This window comes from Vulgatibacter sp. (assembly GCF_041687135.1).
Lineage (GTDB): Bacteria > Myxococcota > Myxococcia > Myxococcales > Vulgatibacteraceae > JAWLCN01.
In genome coordinates this window covers 669,618-686,709 of record NZ_JAWLCN010000001.1, presented here as the reverse complement: position 1 = coordinate 686,709, position 17,092 = coordinate 669,618, and the positions used below count along the sequence as shown (strand labels likewise).

The 17,092-nt window shown below is 65.8% G+C and carries 18 protein-coding genes; 8 read left to right on the top strand and 10 right to left on the bottom strand.

The window, feature by feature from the left end; all coding sequences use genetic code 11:
- Positions 1-76 precede the first annotated feature (76 nt).
- From ACESMR_RS03145 to ACESMR_RS03100, 10 genes are all read right to left on the bottom strand, one after another.
- Positions 77-781 carry a hypothetical protein gene (locus ACESMR_RS03145; protein WP_373044968.1) on the bottom strand — a complete coding sequence of 235 codons (705 nt, stop codon included), beginning with the start codon at positions 779-781 and terminating at the stop codon, positions 77-79.
- A gap of 19 nt (positions 782-800) precedes the next feature.
- Entirely contained in the window at positions 801-2,996 is a 2,196-nt protein-coding gene (gene pilQ, locus ACESMR_RS03140; protein ID WP_373044967.1) for a type IV pilus secretin PilQ, read from the bottom strand.
- Between the two features lie 40 nt (positions 2,997-3,036).
- Positions 3,037-3,621 (bottom strand): pilus assembly protein PilP, encoded by a 585-nt coding sequence (locus ACESMR_RS03135; RefSeq protein WP_373044966.1) that lies wholly within the window; start codon positions 3,619-3,621, stop codon positions 3,037-3,039.
- Positions 3,621-4,229 carry a type 4a pilus biogenesis protein PilO gene (locus ACESMR_RS03130; protein WP_373044964.1) on the bottom strand — a complete coding sequence of 203 codons (609 nt, stop codon included), beginning with the start codon at positions 4,227-4,229 and terminating at the stop codon, positions 3,621-3,623. The genes ACESMR_RS03135 and ACESMR_RS03130 overlap by 1 nt, the downstream gene beginning before the upstream one ends.
- A 22-nt stretch (positions 4,230-4,251) precedes the next feature.
- Positions 4,252-4,803, bottom strand: coding sequence for a PilN domain-containing protein (locus tag ACESMR_RS03125; RefSeq protein ID WP_373044963.1), 552 nt, complete (start codon positions 4,801-4,803; stop codon positions 4,252-4,254).
- 33 nt (positions 4,804-4,836) lie between these two features.
- Positions 4,837-5,904, bottom strand: coding sequence for a type IV pilus assembly protein PilM (gene pilM / locus ACESMR_RS03120; protein ID WP_373044962.1), 1,068 nt, complete (start codon positions 5,902-5,904; stop codon positions 4,837-4,839).
- A gap of 344 nt (positions 5,905-6,248) precedes the next feature.
- On the bottom strand, positions 6,249-7,637 hold the full coding sequence (locus ACESMR_RS03115; RefSeq protein WP_373044960.1) for a sigma-54-dependent transcriptional regulator: 1,389 nt from the start codon (positions 7,635-7,637) through the stop codon (positions 6,249-6,251).
- A gap of 5 nt (positions 7,638-7,642) precedes the next feature.
- On the bottom strand, positions 7,643-8,788 hold the full coding sequence (locus ACESMR_RS03110) for a sensor histidine kinase (RefSeq protein ID WP_373044958.1): 1,146 nt from the start codon (positions 8,786-8,788) through the stop codon (positions 7,643-7,645).
- A gap of 4 nt (positions 8,789-8,792) precedes the next feature.
- On the bottom strand, positions 8,793-9,650 hold the full coding sequence (locus ACESMR_RS03105) for a prepilin peptidase (protein WP_373044957.1): 858 nt from the start codon (positions 9,648-9,650) through the stop codon (positions 8,793-8,795).
- Positions 9,651-9,653: 3 nt separating this feature from the next.
- On the bottom strand, positions 9,654-10,622 hold the full coding sequence (locus ACESMR_RS03100; protein WP_373044955.1) for an ABC transporter ATP-binding protein: 969 nt from the start codon (positions 10,620-10,622) through the stop codon (positions 9,654-9,656).
- Between the two features lie 300 nt (positions 10,623-10,922).
- Between ACESMR_RS03100 and ACESMR_RS03095 the strand changes: the two genes are divergently transcribed.
- The 8 genes from ACESMR_RS03095 (at position 10,923) to ACESMR_RS03060 (ending at position 17,080) form a co-directional block, all read left to right on the top strand.
- On the top strand, positions 10,923-11,492 hold the full coding sequence (locus tag ACESMR_RS03095; protein WP_373044954.1) for a type IV pilin protein: 570 nt from the start codon (positions 10,923-10,925) through the stop codon (positions 11,490-11,492).
- Positions 11,493-11,591: 99 nt separating this feature from the next.
- Complete coding sequence (locus ACESMR_RS03090) at positions 11,592-12,509, top strand: hypothetical protein (protein WP_373044953.1); 918 nt, start codon at positions 11,592-11,594, stop codon at positions 12,507-12,509.
- A 13-nt stretch (positions 12,510-12,522) separates the two neighbouring features.
- Complete coding sequence (locus ACESMR_RS03085; RefSeq protein WP_373044951.1) at positions 12,523-13,323, top strand: ABC transporter permease; 801 nt, start codon at positions 12,523-12,525, stop codon at positions 13,321-13,323.
- Positions 13,324-13,487: 164 nt separating this feature from the next.
- Positions 13,488-13,946 (top strand): transposase, encoded by a 459-nt coding sequence (locus tag ACESMR_RS03080; RefSeq protein WP_373044950.1) that lies wholly within the window; start codon positions 13,488-13,490, stop codon positions 13,944-13,946.
- Positions 13,947-14,189: 243 nt separating this feature from the next.
- Positions 14,190-14,846: a Tfp pilus assembly protein FimT/FimU gene (locus ACESMR_RS03075; RefSeq protein WP_373044948.1), complete on the top strand. Its 657-nt coding sequence runs from the start codon at positions 14,190-14,192 to the stop codon at positions 14,844-14,846.
- Complete coding sequence (locus ACESMR_RS03070; RefSeq protein WP_373044946.1) at positions 14,843-15,385, top strand: prepilin-type N-terminal cleavage/methylation domain-containing protein; 543 nt, start codon at positions 14,843-14,845, stop codon at positions 15,383-15,385. Before ACESMR_RS03075 ends, ACESMR_RS03070 begins: the two co-directional genes overlap by 4 nt.
- Positions 15,334-16,527: a type II secretion system protein J gene (locus ACESMR_RS03065; RefSeq protein ID WP_373044944.1), complete on the top strand. Its 1,194-nt coding sequence runs from the start codon at positions 15,334-15,336 to the stop codon at positions 16,525-16,527. The genes ACESMR_RS03070 and ACESMR_RS03065 overlap by 52 nt, the downstream gene beginning before the upstream one ends.
- A 10-nt stretch (positions 16,528-16,537) precedes the next feature.
- Positions 16,538-17,080 (top strand): hypothetical protein, encoded by a 543-nt coding sequence (locus ACESMR_RS03060; protein WP_373044943.1) that lies wholly within the window; start codon positions 16,538-16,540, stop codon positions 17,078-17,080.
- Positions 17,081-17,092: the final 12 nt, after the last annotated feature.

The window sequence follows — 17,092 nt, the reverse complement described above, 5'->3', positions numbered from 1 at the left end:
CGCGGGCGCAAGCTACAGAACCGCCCGGCGCCGCGTCAAGCAGCCCGGGCGGTGGTGGGTACGGCGTGTGGTGCGATCAGCCGCCGGTCGGAGCCTCGGGCTCCTCGCAGGTGAAGCCGTCGGGCTGGACGAAGGAGCAGCCCGTGGGGATCCAGCCGGCGGGGCAGCCCACGACCTGGTTGCAGATCGAGACGGTGTAGTCGATCTCGTTCGACTCGATGTCGCTGCCGTCGCCCATCACGCCGGCAGCCTGCATCGTGACGATCAGGTCGGCGCAGTCACCCGGGTTCGGGATGGGCGAAGCGACACCGTTCGCGCCGTCGATCATCAGCTGCGCCATCGCCTGGTCGAAGGGAGCGACCGACTTGTAGAGCTCAGCCGAGCTGTCGATCACGATGCCGGTGGGGATCGTGCGCTTCGCCGGGAGGAAGGACCACGCACCCTTGTTCTGGTAGCGGATGCGAACCTCGGTGAGCTGGATCCAGTTGGTGTCCTGGCGCTCCTCCCACTCCTCGTCGCTAGCGGTCGACTGCATCGAGTTGTGGATGCGCATCCAGGTGAAGAATTCGCCGCCACCCTGGGCAGACGCCCCGGCGTCGAACGTGCCGCCGGTGCTCATAATGTCGGTGTTGAACGTGCAGCCGTCCGCCTCCAGCTTGATGCTGTGGAAGCCCTCGATGGTCATCGAGGGGCTGCTGTCGACGCCGCAGGCCGCAAGGCCGAGGGTCGCCGCGATGAAGCCGGCGAGCGCCGTACCGATACGAATCAGGTTCTTCCGCATTGCAGACTCCGTACGGGACTCAGTTGCCGACGACGACCGAGGCGTCACGGTTCACGATGGTCGGCGAGATGAAGATGAGCAGCTCGGTGCGATCGTCGACCACGTTGCGGCTCTTGAAGAGCCACCCAAGGATCGGGATGTCGCCGAAGAAGGGGACCTGGGCGAGGTTCTCGGCGGTCTTGCGGGTGTAGATGCCACCGATGACCGTAGTGTCGCCGTCCTTCACGAGCACCTCGGTCTCGGCCTCGCGCTTGGTGATCGAAGGCTGACCGTTGGCGCCGGTGAGGGTGTCGTTCGGCTGGTTGTTGGTCGCCTTGATCTTGAGGAGCACCGAGCCGTCCGAGGTCACGTGCGGCGTAACCTTCAGCTCGAGCTTCGCCTCGACGAAGACCGTGTTCACGCCGGCAGCGGAGACCTGGGAGAAGGGGATCGAGATGCCCTGCCCGATGATCGCTTCCTTGTTGTCGAGCGTGGTGACCTTCGGAGCGGAAACCGTCTTCAGGACACCTTCGGTTTCGAGCGCTGTGAGCCGCATGTTGAGCATCGCGGCGCTGCCTGCAGAGCCGAAGGAGAAGCCGATGCCGCCACCCTGGTTCTCGGCGATCGCAGCGGGGAGGCTGACGGCCCAGTTCGGCTGGGTCGGCACGCCGAAGCCACCGCCGAACGCCCCAGGCACACCGCCGCGGGCCGAAGCCTCCGCCGGGAAGGCGAGGCCCGTGCTGTTGCCCAGCGCGGAGCTAGCCGTGAGGTTTCCACCCCACTGGATGCCGACATCGCGGCTGAAGTTCGAGGAGGCCTCGACGATGCGGGCCGAGATGAGCACCTGCGGCGTCTGGGTATCGAGGGTGCGCACCAGACTCTCGGCACGGCCGAGGGTGTCCTGGATATCGCGGACGATGAGTGTGTTGGTCCGGTCGTCGATCGTCACCGAGCCGCGCTTCGTGAGCAGATCCTGGACCTTGGCTTCGACGTCCTTCGCGAGAGCGTAATTTACCGGGATGATCCGAACCTTGAGTGGCTCGGAGTTCTCCCGGGCTTCGGCAGCCTTGGCAGCGGCATCACGCTCCGCCGCAAGTTGCTGCATCGGCGCGATGCGAATGATGTTGCCGGTGGTCTCCTTGCCGAGCCCCTTGGTCTTGAGCACCAGGTCGAGAGCCTGGTCCCAGGGCACGTTGCGAAGCCGAACGGTGATCTTGCCCTTCACGTCGTCCGAAACGACGATGTTCCGCTTCGACACCTCCGCAATCACGCGGAGCAGATTGTGGATGTCGATATCCTTGAACTCGAAGGAGACGCGGCGGCCGGTGTACTGTCCCTTGCTCGCCTGCCCAACCTGCGCCGCAGCGGCGGTCACCGGCGCGCTGCGAATCACGCTACCCGACTCGTCGATCACTTCGGCGAGGGCGCTCGCATCGAACGACCAGCTGAGCTTCGAGCCCTGAACCGAGACCTTGTCCTCGGCAGCCTGCGCGAGGGAGACCACCACCTTCACCGAGCCATCGCGGGCGTCGACGAAAGAGGAGACTGTGCGCACCGGGCCGTTGAACGCGGCGGTGTCGAGGGAGCGCACCAGCTCCGCGGGGAGCGTCGCCCCCTTCACGGTGAGCACGGCGGTGTTGGCATCGGGACGGGTGACCTCGTAGCCGGCGAGCTTCGAGAGCTCGACGCCGACCACCTGCGAGGCCCCCTCTCCCGCAAACGCCACGTCCCGGACCACGACACGGCCGGCCTTCGGCGCCTCGGCAGGGGCTACGGCCACCGCCGCTCCCTCGAACCGAACCGCGAGCCCATTCGCCGTGCGGTCGATCCGATACTTCGGCATCGGCGCATCGGCAGCGGCGTCGATGACCACACGGACCTTGCCCTCGTGCTCGCCGTAGCGGACGCCGCGGATCGAGCCTGCACCGAGCGACTTGCCCGAACGTGGCGCAATCTTCACGCCATGCAGGTCGAGGGCGAGGCGCGGCGGATTCGCCAGCTCCACCAGCTCGTAAGTACCGACTCCGCCATCGGCGACGAGGTCGATCCGCGTGCCGCCGCCGACCGAACGCACCTTCGCATCCACCAGCCGCTGGGCAGGCCTCGCAGCCGTGCCCTCCCGCAGCTCCTGGACGACCACGTTCGGGTCCAGCGCGCCTGCAGCACCGGCTCCGGCCGCGAGCAGCAGCACCGCCGCGCCGACGGCAGCTCCCACCTTGTTGAAGACCTGGCTCATCCGAAAGCTCCCGTTTCCAACCTGCGCGCCGTGCCGAAGCTCAGCGGCCGTCCGCCATGCTGAGATCGATCAGTTCGTTGCTCGGCTTGTCCCGAGTGCCATCCTGCGAGCGGAGCGGCATCTCGGTCTGCACCGGAAGAATCTGGCCCTGCTTGTTGCGCAGCAGCTCCGTCACCACCACCCGGTCCCGGCGGATGTCGGAGATGCGGCCGCTGCGCTTGCCGACGTGGCTGCCCCGCCGGACCATGTGCCCGCGCCCGTCCGGATCCTCGACCATCGCCAGCGGGCTGGCCACGCCGGAGACCACAGCGACGAGGCGCAGCTGGTCGAGCTCGAACTGGCAGAGCAGCCCGCACTTCGCGTCGACGTTCTGCTGCGGCTCGACCGGCTCGAAGGAGTCGAAGAAGGACCGGAAGGGATCCCGCTTGCCGATGGGGGTATAAACGTACTCAGCCACGATCGGCGCCTGCTCACCCGCAGCAGCCGCCTCGGCAGCGACTGCGGGCTCCGCCGCCTTGGCCTTCGCAGCAGGGGCCGCGGGCTTCGGCGGGGCCTTCGGCGCGTCCTCGCATCCAGCGAGCGCGATGGCGCCGAGCGTCACGGCGAGAAAATCGAGCCTCCGCATCACTTCGCTCCCTTGGGCTTCGCCGGCGGCGCCATCTCTTCCGGCTTGAGGAAGCGGAAGGTCGTCGCCTGGAACTCGGCAGCGAGCACCATCTTCTCGTTGCGCTTGGTCGGCTGCGCGAACTTGATGTCTGTGACGTTGACGATGCGCTTGAGCTTGCCAACCGAGTCGAAGAAGACCGCGACTTCGTGATAGTTGCCCGCGACCTTCATCTTCACTGGGATCCGGGCGAAGAACTGCTCCTTGCTCTCGGGCTGCGGCTCGACCGCCGTGATCTCGAGGCCGGCCTTCACGCCGACGTCGTTCATCTGGCGGAGCAGCTCGTCGATCGCCTTGTCCTGCGGGAGCTCCTGCAGCGCCGCCTCGAGCTTCTGCTCGAGGAGCTCCTTCTGCCGCCGGTACTCGTTGAGGTTGTCGGCGATCTGCTGCTTGTCGATGAAGTCGCCCTCGAGCTTCTTGCGCTGCTCCTCCGTCCGCTCGATCTGCATCTCGAGATCGTCGGTGAAGAGGTACCAGTTGAGGCCGGTGGTCACCGCGGCAATGAGCACCACGATGCCGATCTTCGTGCCCCAGGGCGCCTTGGCAATCTTGTCGATCAGCTGCTCCATGGAATCCTCGTGCTGCAGCCGATCAGGCCGAATAATTGATGGCGCAGGAGAGCTCGAACTGGATCACCCGCGAGCCGGCATCGCGGTCGTCGACCTGGCTCGCCCGCTTCAGCGACGGCTCCTTGAAGAAGGCGTTCTTTTTGAGCTCCCGCATGAAATCCGCCAGGTCCTCGTTGGTGATGGCGGCGCCGCGCAGCGTGAGCGTGCCACCCTTCTCATCGACCTCGCGGAGCCAGACGCGGTCGGGCATCAGCGTGGCGAGAGCATCGAGCATCTTCACCGGACCGGTGCGCCCCTTGCGCAGGCGATCCAGGACCGCGAGCTTCGCCTCGAGATCCGCCTGGTCCTTCTTGATGTTCGTGATTTCGCCGATGATCTGGTCGAGCTGTTTGATCTCCGCCTGCAGCTTGGTGACCGCCTGCTTCTTCTCGGTAAGGGTCGAGTCGAGGCTCGAGTACCAGAAGTAGTTGCCGCCCAGCACCGCGAGCACGCAACCGGCGAGGATGGCGAGCTGCTTCTGGCCCGCTTCCTTCTTCTTTGCCTGCCGGACGGGGAGGAGGTTGATCCGAATCATGCGCAGCCTCGCTGGCGTGAGCCTTGGCGACCGTTATTTGTCGTGGGGCTTGCGAAGGCCCAATCCAACCGCAACCGCTGCCATCGGAGCGACTTCCAGAATGTACTTGGGGTCGAAGCGACGGTGATCGATCTCGATGTTGCGGAAGGGGTTGAGAATTTCGACCGGAACACCGCAGCGCTGCGCGATGGTGCGCTGCAGCGCGGGGATGCGGGCCGTACCGCCGGAGAGGAGCACGCGGCTGATTCGGCCATCGGCAGCGGTAGCCGCGTAGAAGTCGAGGGACCGCTGGATCTCTCCGGCCATCTGCTCGGCGACGCCCTGGATCACCCGTTCGACCTCCTGGGGAACCACCGCGTCCGCGTCACCACCTGCGCTGCCACCGACCTTCAGCGCCTCCGCCTCGTCATGCGAGACGTTGAGCTGCTTCTGGATCTCTTCGGTGAAGAGGTTGCCGCCCAACGTGATGTCGCGAGTGAAGGAAGTGATGCCGTTGGCCAGGATGTTGATGTTGACCACCGAGGCGCCGGCGTTGATCAGCACGACCGTTTCGCCAGGTGGGATCCCGTAGGCGGTCTCGTAGGCGTTCTGCACCGCGAAGGCGTCGACATCCACGATCGTTGGAGTAAGGCCCGCCTCGGCGATCACCGACGTGTAGTCGTTGATCATGTCCTTCTTCACCGCGACAAGAAGGACGTCCATCACCCCGTCCGCCTCGTCACCCGGCGGCGTGAGGATCTGGGTGTCGATGTTCACGTCTTTGATATCGAACGGGATGTATTGCTCGGCTTCGAAGGCAATTGCCTCATCCAGCTGCTCCTGGCTCATCACCGGCAGCTGGATCTTCTTGATGATCACCGAGTGGCCTGCAACGCCAAGCGCCACTTCCTTGTGCTTGATTTTCTGGGCGGCGACCAGCTCCTGGATCGCCTGCACGATGGCAGTCGAGTTCATCAGGGCGCCGTCGACGATCGCCTCGGAAGGGATCGGCGCAATGCCGAAATGTGCGAGCTCGAAGCCGCGCTTCGACTCCTTGAGCAGGACCATCTTGACGGAGCTCGACCCGATATCGAGTCCCAGCGCCAGCTTGCCCTTGGCCATTGCGATCCTCGCCGCTGTTCGTGCAACTGCGGCGCATCCTAGCACCGCCCCAGAAAGGTGCAAAATTCCTGTAGGTCCGCGAGCCTTTTGGGGATTTTTCTCCCGCTATAAGCGGATGACCCACCGGTCGCCCCCCGGCAACGGACGCCCGCCCACCGTCCAACCGAGCCCCCCTGCTCGACCGGACGGACCGCCTTTTCTCGCGGCCAGCGAAGCCGCGCGACACTAGAGCGAGACCGTTCGAGGGTCAAGTTCCCGGCCGCGCGAAGCGGAGCCTCGACGCAGCTGCAGCAACACGCTCTCTTGCGCACCCCATATCCATGGGAGACATGCACTCACACGCGTCAGCGAATTCTAAACTCCTTCAACTTGTAGAGCAGCGCCCGGTGGCTGATCTCCAGCACCTGTGCGGCGCGGGTCCGGTTGCCACCGGTATGCTCGAGGGCGCGCCGGATCAGCTCCTCCTCGATTCGGCGCACGGCCTGCTTGATCGAGAGTTCGCTGTCGTCGAGCAGCACCGCCCTCCCCCCCTTCGCCAGCGACGACCGGGCTTCTGCGGACCGGAGCCGATCGAAGGCCTCCGGGCCGAGCTCCTCCCCCTCCGCAAGCACAAGCGCCCGCTCGATCGCGTTCTCCAGCTCGCGGACGTTGCCGGGCCAGGGATAGCTCCGCAGGAGCGCCATCGCCTCGTCGGAGATCCGGCGGACAGGCGGCTCCCGGCGCAGCCGGGCGTTGTACTTGCCCAGGAAGTGGCGGACGAGGGGCGGGATGTCGTCGGTGCGGGCACGGAGCGGCGGCAGGTCGAGGTTCACGACGTTGAGGCGGTAATAGAGGTCCTCGCGGAACGAGCCATCGGCCACCGCCCGCTGCAGGTCCTTCATCGTGGCCGCCACCACGCGGACGTCGATCTTCTGGCTGCGCGACTCGCCGACTGGGCGGATCTCCTCCTCCTGCAGCACGCGGAGGAGCTTCACCTGCATCTGCGGCGAGAGCTCAGCGATCTCGTCGAGGAAGAGTGTGCCCCCGTCCGCCTCCGCGAAGAGGCCCTTGCGATTTCGGCCTGCGTCGGTAAAGGCGCCCTTTACATGCCCGAAGAGCTCGCTCTCCATGAGCGTCTCCGGGATGGCGCCGCAGTTCACGCCGACGAAGGGCTGGTTGCTGCGCGGGGAGAGCTCGTGGAGGGCGCGGGCGACGAGCTCCTTGCCGGTGCCGCTCTCCCCGGTGATCAGCACCGTGGTCTTCACTGGGGCGATGCGGCGGATCTGGCGGGCGAGATCGTTGGTGGCGACGCTGTGACCGATGATCGCGTCCAGCCCCTTCTCTTCGTGGAGTTCGGCCTTGAGGCGCTGCACCTGGCTGCGGAAGCGCTCCCGCTCCTCGGCCATACGGAGCTTGATCGCGAGCTCGTCCGGCTTGAACGGTTTGGAGACGTAATCGAAGGCCCCGGCCTTGAGGGCCTCAATCGCCAGCTCCTCGGAACCGTACGCGCTCATCACCAGGAAGCTGGTCTCGGGGGAGGCTGCCCTACCCCGCTGCACCAGCTCGATGCCGCTCATGCGCGGCATCCGCACGTCGGTGATCACCACGTCGTAGGGACGGCTCTCGAGTTCCTGTAGCGCTTCCTCCGCGGAGCCCACGGCGCGCACAGCGTAGCCCCGCTGCTCGAGGAGGAGCAGGAGGACGTGGCGCATCGATTCTTCGTCGTCGACGACGAGCAGGTGATGGAACGCCATGGTGGTCAGCCGATCCGCGCCGGGGGCGCTTTGCTCTCCTCTACCACGGGCAGGCGCACCTCGAAGACGGCGCCGCCGTCGGGATGGTTCCTTGCGGCAATCGAGCCGCCGATCGCCTGCACGAGCGAATGGCAGATCGCCAGCCCGAGGCCGGTGCCCGCGCCCGGATCCTTGGTGGTGAAGAAGGGCTCGAAGAGCCGGGGCAGGACCGCGGGGTCGATGCCGGGGCCCCGGTCGCGGACGGAAAGAAGAACGGCGCGACCATCGAACCGGGCCCCGACGACCAGTGTGCCGGCGCCCGCCATCGCGTCCGCCGCGTTGACGAGGAGGTTCACAAGCACCTGCTGCAGCTGGTGGGGGTTGGCCATGACGCGTGGCAGGCCGGGGGCGAAGTCGTAGGAGACGGCGACGCCGCGGAACCTCCCCTGCCCTTCGACCAGGCGCACCGCTCGTCGGGCCACGAGCTCCGCCTCCAACGGCTGGAGGTTGTCCGCGGGCCGCGGTTTGGCAAAGTCGAGGAGGTCCCGCACAATCCGGTCGATGCGCCGGCCCTCCTGCTCCATCCGCTCGAGCATGGGAGCCAGCCCGCGGCCTGCTGGCGTGGTCTGGGCCACCTCCACGTAGCCCAGGATGGCGGCGAGGGGGTTGCCGATCTCGTGGGCGATGCCCGCGGAGAGGCGGCCGACCATCGCCATCTTCTCCTGAGCGACCATCGCGTCCCGCGCTAGGGTGAGCTCCCGGTTGACGCGGCGCAGCTCGTCGAGCTGCGCCTCGACCCGGCGCTGCTCCTCGAGGAGGCGACCACTCATTCGATCGAAGGCGGTTCCCAGCCGGGTGAAGACCGGGCCCTCTTCCGCGACGAGCGTGGGGGCGCCGCCCTGCGCACCGATGCGCTCCGTGGCCCGGAGGAGGCGATCCGCAGGCCGGGCCACGGTGCGGACCAGCAGCGCGTAGACGGCGAAGGCCAGCGCGAGGCCCGCGAGCGCCGAAAGGCCGGCGAGCAGCGCGAGCATCGGCGCAGCGCTGCCCCGCAGCGCCGCCTGTTGGACGAGCGGGGCCGTACCGACAAAGCCGAGCGAGGCAAAGACGAGGCCGAAGCCCACCGCCCAGATCGCGATCTGCCACCGCAGCGAAAGCCGGGGCGACGCCACGCTTTCAGCCTCCGGCGAGCAGGCCCAGGTACCAGTCGACCAGGCGCTCACCGAAGAAGAGGTATTCCGCCGCGCCGAGGGCCAGGAAGGGCCCAAAGGGAACCGCACCTTCCGGCGGAACCCAGTCGTCGAGGTCCGCGTCGCCGGTGGGCTTCGGGGGCGCCATCGCCGTAGCCTGCTGGCGCCGCCGGGCGGCGATCAGGAGAAAGCCGCCGATCACCGCACCCTGCAGGGAGGCGAGAAGCACCACCGGCAGCAGCGACTCGACGCCGAGCCAGGCACCGATCATCGCTAGCAGCCAGACGTCGCCGCCGCCGAGAGCTTCCTTCTTGAGAATTTTCTCGGCGAGGAAGCCGAGCACGACGAACGCGGCGAATCCGGCGGCGGCCCCCATCGCCGACGAGGCGATCCCAGGTGCTCCCGGGATCAGCGACACGCCAAGTCCAATCGCGATGAACGGTATCGTGATCGAACGAGGTAGCAGCCAGTGGTCCAGATCGATGTAGGTGAGAGCCACCAGCACCGCCAGGAAGCCGAACGCCGCAACAGCCCACCAGCTCGGACCGAATTGGCGAACAGCGGCGACCGCCAGGAGACCAACCGCTAGTTCGACGAAGGGATACCTAGGCGAGATCCGGATCCCGCAACGACGGCACTGTCCGCGGAGCAGGAGCCACGAGACGATCGGGACGTTGTCGTAGCCCGCGATCGGGCGCTCGCAACCCGGGCATCGCGAGCGCGGCTTCACCACCGACATGCCCGTGGGCACACGAGCTATCACCACGTTGAGGAACGAACCGACCAGCGTTCCGAACAGGAAGGCAACAACGAGGGCGTACCAGATTGGCAGTGCATCGAGCATCTATCAGCTCGTGGGATGGAGGCTGGGCCCACGCGGCTTGGCCGTTCCGGTCTCGTTGGCGCGACGGACGTAGAGGTCCTCGAGCGTCTCCCGGTGCCGGTTGACGGAGACGATGCGTAAGCCGGCGGAGGCGAGGAGCCCGATCGCACGATCAGCTGTATCCTCTGTCTCGAAGCTGAGTGAGGTCGCATCGCCCTTTGGCACCGTACGCTTCGCAAGCTCGCCGATCGTCGCGGCAAGAGCGGGCGGCAGCGCGGCCACCACCACATCGATTCCCCGGGTGTTCGCCGAAAGCAGGCTGTCCAACCGACCCATCTCTCGGAGCTCACCGCCCAGCATCAGCCCGACGCGGTCGCAGATCGCTTCAACGTCGGAAAGAATGTGTGTGGAGAAAAAGACGGTCTTTCCCTCCTCTTTGAGGCGGAAGATGATTTCGCGTACATCCTTGCGCCCCATCGGATCGAGGCCGCTCATCGGTTCATCCAGAATCACGAGGTCGGGATCGTTGATGAGCGCCTGGGCGATGCCAATGCGCTGCAGCATGCCCTTTGAGAATCGGCGCAACGGCAGATCCTGTGCGGCTTGGAGCCCCACCAGCTCGAGTAGCTTGGCGGAGCGTTCCCGCAAAGTCGCAGTCGAGAGCCCGCACAGACGGCCCGCCAGAGCGAGGACCTCCCAAGGCGTGAGGAAGTCATGGAAGTAGGGATGTTCCGGTAGGAAGCCCATCCGCTCCCTACCCTTACGCGACGGGATTCGGTGGCCGAAGATGCTCGCGCCACCTGAGGTAGGGTAGGTCAGTCCGACCAGCATCTTGATGGTGGTGCTCTTCCCCGCACCGTTCGGCCCGAGAAAGCCGAAAATTTCCCCAGCACTCACCGAAAGGCTCAGTTGCTTCACTGCCGTGAGATCCCGGCGGCGGAACCCGACCTTGTAGGTCTTGGTAAGCTCTACCGTTTCAAGAATTGGCGTCATAGTCCCACATGAAGCATGAGGTGCAGATCAGCCACAAACTCTACCGAGCGCTGCGGGTACGAGCAACAAGCGAGCGATTGCCGTTTTACGTCACCGGGGAAGTTGCTGCTGCCGCAAACAGGCAGAGCGGGCGCAGGACATGGCCCGCTCCCGCCCCCTGGCGCCCCTTTTCAGGAAATTGGCGTCGGCACGAGAGTTGCTCCATGCTCTCTACAACCGAGCGGCCCCAGGCTGAGATCGTGCCCACGTGGCACCGACAATTGGGTTCCGAGCGGCTCGACACCTGCAAGGAGAACAACGATGTTCAAGAAGGCAGCCCGCGGCTTCACCCTCATTGAGCTCATGATCGTCGTCGCGATTATCGGCATTCTTGCCGCCATCGCGATTCCCAACTTCCTCAAGTACCAGCTGCGCACGAAGCGCAGCGAGGGTTCGGTCAACGTCGCGGCGATCCGCACGAGCGAGATCGCCTACCAGGCGAGCAAGGACTCGTTCATGCCGACCACCACGCTGCCCGCCGCGCTTCCCGGCGTGGCGAAGTCGGCCTGGGGCGATCCGACGGGCACCGGCTTCGACGACATCGCGTGGCAGCCCGAAGGGAGCGTCTACTTCCAGTACGACGTCGACACGACTGCGGCAGCGCCGGGTGCGACCGACTTCACGATTACTGCACTGGGTGACGTTGACGGCAGCGGCGACACGAACGTTTCCTGCTGGATCTACGGCAAGCCCGCGCCCACCGCCGCCGCCGTTCCGCCTGCGGTGAACGCGATCTGCACCAACGCGTCGATTGAGGCCTGGAGCATCGCCGCCGACGAGACCAACAACGTTGAGCGCACGTTCCTCGCTACCCCCGAGGACGACTTCTAAGCAAGCATTCCATCGCCTCGGAAAGGGCCGGGTCGCTCGCGACCCGGCCCTTTGCGTCTGCGTCGAGTCTCCTTTGGCAGGGGCTCGATCGCTCCGTTCTTGTTCCAGAGCTGCGCATCGGACATCATCCTCGAAATGCCCAGGGCGTTCCTCCAGCACCTCGCTGTCATGGTCACCATCGTTTCCGCAGGCTACGCGGCCTATTCGGCCCAGCGTATCCTCGTAGCCCGCCAGGCCGACGCTGGCACTGATGGTGGCTACCGCCTTTTTCTCCCCGATGGCCCGAGCGTACGTCTGCTTGCGCTTGGCCAGCAGGTGACCTTGGCGGATGCCTACTGGCTACGGTTCGTGCAATACATTGGCAGCCCTGAAGCAATGCGCGACGGTCTGCCACAGGCCTTCGAACTCGCGGACCTGATTACCGACGTGGATCCACTCTACGGCTATGCGTACCAGGCGGCAGGTGTCGCCCTCAACTCGGCAAAACGGCTCGACGAATCGGATGCCATCCTCGCGAAGGGCATGCACAACGTCGGGGATCGCTGGCAGCTTCCTTTTTACCTCGCCTTCAACCACTGGTACGAGCGGAACGATCTCGCCACGGGCGCGAGCTACCTCCAGCGGGCCGCAGCGGTCCCGGGTGCGCCGAATCTTGTGCGTGAGATGGTTGCACGCCTTTCATCAGCTGCCGGGCAGGCAGATGCTGCCGTGGCCTATTTCGAGAACCTCCTGCTCTCGACGGACGAACCGGGACTTCGCGAAAGGCTCGAGGAGCGTTTGCTCGAACTCCGGATCGAGCGGGACCTCGTGCGTCTAGAGGACCTGATCGCCCAGTACAAAGCGCAATTCGGCGCACCGCCGCCCGATCTCGACGAACTCGTGGGACGGGGGCTGGTGGCAGTCCCGGTTTCCCCAAGTGGCTCGCCCTACCGCTACGATCCGTCGACCGGCCAGATCGAACCGCCAGAGGGCAAGCGCTTGAGCAGGCCCGTCCGCACCGCTCGTTCCGACAACTAGACATGGGACTTCGATGAATCAGCGATTGGTTGGCATCGCATCACTGGCCTCCGTCACGTTGGCTGAAGCCCTCCGCGATCGAATCCTTTACGGGCTGGTTGCTTTCAGCTTCGGCCTGGTGGCGCTCTCCGTCGTGCTTTCAAACCTCACGCTCGGCTACCGCCTGCGCATCGTGACCGACATGTCGCTCAGTAGCGTGACCTTCGCCGGCGTGGTTACCGCCACCCTGCTAGGCATCACCGCCATCAGCCGCGAAGTCGACCGCCGCCTGGTGTTTCCAGTGCTGGCCAAGCCGATTGAGCGCTCGACCTACATCGCCGGTAAGTTCGCCGGGGTCCTCGTGACCACTTGGCTGAATGCCTCGCTAATGATGGCTGCTGCCACCGTTGCTATCGCCGTTTACGCCGACCTTGAGGAGGGCGGGAGGCTATTCTCGTGGGGCGACTACGCACTCACCTGGGTAATGCTGCTCATTCGACTTGGCTTGGTTGCTACGATCGCCGTGGCGCTTTCCACCTTCGTCTCCTCGACCGTGGCACTAATTGGGACGATCGGCGTGACGGTTGCGGGCTATCTCTCGTCCGACCTCCGCTATTTCATGGGTCAGAGCGAATCGCCGGTGATGCGCGGGATCGGTGAGATTCTCTACCGCATGCTACCCGACTTCAGTCTGCTGGACCCGCTCGGGAGACTGGTCCATGGACAGGCGATTCTGACCGATAGCGTGCTGCTGGGGATGGCGTATGCAGCCGCCTACGGTCTCGTTCTGCTGACGGTCGCCGGCACCATCTTCGCCAAGCGAGACCTCGGCTAGAGTTCGGCGTGCCGAGGTCGTTATATCGCCCTGAACTCCTACTCTGGTCGCAGCTTCGCTTAGATTAGGACCCGCTCCACCGGAAGCTGCTACGGCGTTCCCGCCGTCCAGGTTGACAGCCTCGGACTCGCTGATCCTCCGGCGGAGCGGGTAGAGATAGGCGCATGAGGCGCAAGCAAAAGAAGCACGAAGCATCCTCCCCCTCCTCGGCGCCCGAGACGGGCACCGAGCTCGACACCACCTCCAACTCCCCTGATGTCCGTCGGGGCAGGCCCGGTCGCAGAGGCGCAGAGGATCGGCGCGAAGCCGTCCTGCAGTTGCTCGCGGGCAAGGCTTCGGTCGACCCGCTGGCCATGAGGTACGGCGTATACCCCTCCACGATCGAGAGCTGGCGCGACGAGGCGCTTGCGGGGATCGAGAAGATGATCGAGCGGGGCTCGAGCAAGAGGGCTCGCGAGGCAGAGCTCGAGCAGGAGAAGGAGCTGCTCACGCGGTGTAGGAGCCTGGAGACATGGCGTTCAACCGAACCCATCTCCACCTGCGCCACTGTCTTGACTACGTCGGGACACTACACTCCCGTCTTTGGCGCTACGCCTTTTCAAGATGAAGACGTACGCAGCTAGGCCGTTGTGTCAGCAGCCGAGGCTTACATCGTGCCGCCCCGTGTAACCGCATCGTCTGAAGAGCCGGGCTCGGGAAGCACTTGAGGTCGTTGTCGCCAAGGCTTTTTCCTCCGCTGGGTTTTCGGTACCGACTCGCGCTACGTCGCCCGAGGCTGAAGCGGATGCCCGTACGCATTTTTTGCGATCCGGTGCTAGATGGTGCGGAGGAACGAAGGCCAGAACGACCGCTGAATCACTCGTTTGGTGGCACGAAATCTGCTTAAGCGAACGAAAATGCGATCTCGACGAGGATTCACGCTGATCGAGCTCATGCTGGCGGTCGCAATCGCCGGCATACTTGCCGGCGTCACCGTGTGGCGCATCGATGCAACCCTGCCCGGGTGGCGGGCGCGTGCCGTGGCGAGGTGGACGCTGCAGAAGAGCCGAGAGGCGTCGGCGCTCGCGGCGCGACTGAATCGGCCGGTCGAGCTGCGGGTGAGCGCTGACGGTGCGGCGGGCTGCAGCCCCAGCATCACGCTGCAGGACGTCCCGTTGGCTGGCGGCACGGCGACCGTCTACGACCGGCTGTGCCTCGACGAGTACCCAGGCATTACGCTCGGCACCGGCGGCACCGCGAACGACATCCGCTGCGCGGAGGAGCAGACCGCCGGGCTGCAGGCCCTCCCCAATTGCTCGATGTGCGCCGGCGCCCCCGACGCGGCTACACTCGCGAACGTTGTTCGGGTCTTTCCTAGCGGCGAGGTGGCGACCGTCGCAGGGAGCCAGGGTGCGACTATCTCCTTTACCTCGGCTCGCAATCCGACCCGGGAGAACACGGTGGCGGTGGGCATCCGGAACGTCTCAGGCCGCTCGCAGATCTACCGGCCGATCGCGACCGGCACCAGGTGGGCATGCAAATGAAGGCACGAGGCTTCTCGCTCATCGAGGTGATGGTCGCGATGGCGGTGCTGGCGGTCGGCGTGGCGGCGACGCTGCCGATGCTCAAGATCTCGATCGATCGGGGCACGGAAGCGCGCAAACAGACCACGGCGCAACAGCTGGCGACCGAGGTGTTGGAGCGCCTGCGAACGGAGATTCGGTTCGACGCGATGGCGGAGAGCAACCCGGCCTACGTGGCGGCTGACGCTTGGAAGTTCGACGTGCTGCCGCACGAGGTTGCACCAGCGGCGCCCTCGGCGACCGCGGCATGCCAGCCGGCCACGTTGAACGACGGCTTCACGTACGACTACGGTCCCTTCCCCTTCCAGCGGGAGGGGCAGACCTATCTCGTCTGCTACGAGCTCAACGTGGCGGGTATTCAGGATGCCCGAGGGAACAACCGCATCGGCATCCCGATCAACTCGGCTGAGGCACGGATTCGTGTGCTCTGGCGCGGCGCGGATGGCAGGTGGGTCTCCTGGTCAATCAGCGACATCCTGCACGCGGGGGCAGCCACGTGAGAACCAACCGCCGCAGCAGGCCGAGCGGCTTCACGCTGCTCGAGCTGATGATTGCAGGCGCGATCTCCCTCCTCGTGGTCATGGGGGGCTTCGTCGCGCTCAACGGCGTCCAGAGCGCCTCCGCCCGCCAGCAGGAAGCCGACGAAGTGGTCGGCGCCGCCCGCGTGGCACTCGAGGTGATGGCCCGCGACATCCGCACCGCCGGCGACTCGTTCGGCAGGCTGTCGGGCTCCTGCCTGGGCGCAACGACCTTCACGCCCACGGTCTGGAACTGTGCGGCTGTCCTCGACCCGCATCCCTGGCGGGTGAGCATCGCGCGCAATGCCTGGGTGGATGCAGGCGACGGCAGCCGCTTCACCTCGGACGACACGCCGCCCGCCCCCACGAAGGCCTTCACGGACGATCCCGAGAACGCCGTCACCTTTCGCTTCGTCCCCTACGAGGGCTGGGCCGATCCGAAGGCGGTCGGCAACAACCGGAACGCGGTGCTGGGCCGGATCGAGCGGGTGACCAATCCCTTCGGCTTCACGCTGGCAGGCGCCGCGGTGCCCACCACGGTGGCCGTGCTGCTGGACAACGTGGTCCTCGACGATGCAATGCGGTTCAACCCGGCGGATCCCGCGGACATCGACCACCGTTACGACTATTCGCTGTTCATGTACCAGCTGCTCACCAGGAGCGGCGAGTTCAACGGCGCCGCGGCCCTTGTGAGCCGGAACACCACCGCTGGCGACTGGTTCCTGACCCCACCGGTCAACCTTTTCTCGCGTGCGGTTCCTGCGGGCTACCCGAACGATGCGCCGAACGCCCCGCCCTACATGCCGTCGGGCTATACCGCGCAGGTGGTCGGACTGGAGACAACGACGGCCGTGACCAGCCCGATTGTCAATACGCCGGTCGAGGGCACGCCGAGCGCGAATTTGTCGCCCACCGACGCCACCTCGCAGCTCCGCTACCTTCTCGATCGCAACCGCATTCGGACCGTCCGCGTCGCCTTCAAGGTAGCCGCTCCCCGTGAGCGGGCGAACGTGCGGGATGGCTTCGACTTGGACAACAACCCCGCCAACGGGACGGCGCAGCTCTACTCGTTCGAGACCATCGTCGAGATCAAGCCGCTCTCCCGCTTCCTCGTGGATGGCTAGGAGACGCACGATGCTCCCGAAGAACGAGCGAGGATTCAGCCTCCTCATCGGCATGCTCATCTTGGTGGTGCTGGCGATCGTCGGCGCCACCGCGGTGATGTCGAGCATCGGTGAAGAGGGCACCGCGACCTCCCGCCTGATGCGTCGCCAGGCGCTCACCGCCGCGGAAGCGGGCGTGCACCACTTCATGGGGCTCCAGCAGCCCGCCACGCCTGCTGCGAACGGCTTCTACATCGGCAACGATGGGGCGGGCGTTGACGCTTGGCAGTGGCTCCCGGAGGTGCGCGGCCCTCGCAACGAGGTGCTGCAGCCCCGTTACCAGGTGCTTCGCGACCCGAATCAGCCGGCGATCGCCGACACCACCCTGGTCCTGATCCGCGGGCAGGTGATGAGCGGCGGCAACGTCGTCGGCCGGGCGAATCTCCACGCGCTGGTCGAGGCAAGCCCCGGCGGCGGCGGCGGGCCGACCGAGCAGGGCCAGAAGTCGACGGGACCGCTCGGCGGCAGCTCGACCATTCCGGTCGTTTCCGACATCAGCCTTATTTTCAACTGAGGCAGGAGCAAG